The organism is Nonomuraea sp. NPDC049709, from assembly GCF_040674815.1.
Lineage (GTDB): Bacteria > Actinomycetota > Actinomycetes > Streptosporangiales > Streptosporangiaceae > Nonomuraea.
Window position 1 is genome coordinate 1 of the sequence record NZ_JBFANM010000213.1, and the last position, 1011, is coordinate 1011.

A 1011-nucleotide genomic window follows, 5' to 3' on the forward strand; every position below is an offset into this window, starting at 1 on the left:
TGACGTGATCTCAGCGAATTGCCGGTAGGTAGTTGTGCTCGAAATGCGTGAGGACAAGAGCGGCGCGTGCGATGTCGCCGATTGCGCTGGGGCTGGCGGTGATGTGCTGGAGGATCCGCCAGCGGCCTTTGAGCAGGGCGAACCCGCGTTCGCCGAGACAGCGCAGGGCGCGTAGGAGCCGGTTGTAGGTGCGATTGTCCGGGCTGAGGATCTGGTTGCCGTCAGGCTGCTTGATCGGCGTATGAATGCCGATTCCGGCGCCGTCGTAGCCGCTGTCGGCGAGGGTGGGCAGGCCGGTGGCGGCCGCGGCGTACAACGCGCCCAGCACGTGTGCGCGAGCGGCGGTCAGATCGTGGACCGATCCTGGCTCGACATCGGCTATCCACAGGGGAAGCCCGCCGGGTGCCGAAAGTGCTTGGATGTTGCCGGCGTGCCGGTGGGCCTTACCGGAGTACCAGGCGTCGATGGGCTCGCCCTTGACACTGGTGGTCTGCTCGGCGCAGCGATCGGTTGGAATCAGGGTGCCGTCCAGGATCACATAGGCCAGCCCTTCGGCTTGGGCGCGGTCCAGAGCCTCGTGCAGGTCGGGGGCTTGAGCTGCGAGGACGTTGATCCCCTCGGCGATGTAGCGGTAGGCCGTGGCCCGGGAGATGTGGTGATCGCGGCCTAGCTTGGGGATGTCGCACTCACCCCGAAACCAGCGCAGGATCAGCACCGCCTGCCAGAACGGGGTCAGCGCGCGACTGCCCTTTGGGGTGCCCACCCGCCGGCGTTCGTCCCGCAGCGACCGGGCAACGTGATGAACCAGCGCGCGGGAGACGTCGAGCATGGCACGATGAGCAATCACGTGGAGCCTTTCGGCCGATGGGGTTCTTGTGGTGAGAACTCATCTACCGGAGGCTCCATGTCTGTCTCCGGCCTTCGACGGCTTCTCCCGATAGGCCCGAAACGTCACCTTTGGCGTCCCGAACATCCCCAAATCGCCCGAATTATTTCTCTGAGATCACCTCA

At 65.3% G+C, this 1011-nt stretch carries 1 protein-coding gene; it reads right to left on the reverse strand.

Annotated elements, in window-relative coordinates:
- Positions 1-10: 10 nt before the first annotated feature.
- On the reverse strand, positions 11-847 hold the full coding sequence (locus tag AB0J69_RS61735; RefSeq protein ID WP_364138707.1) for a transposase family protein: 837 nt from the start codon (positions 845-847) through the stop codon (positions 11-13).
- Positions 848-1011 lie beyond the last annotated feature (164 nt).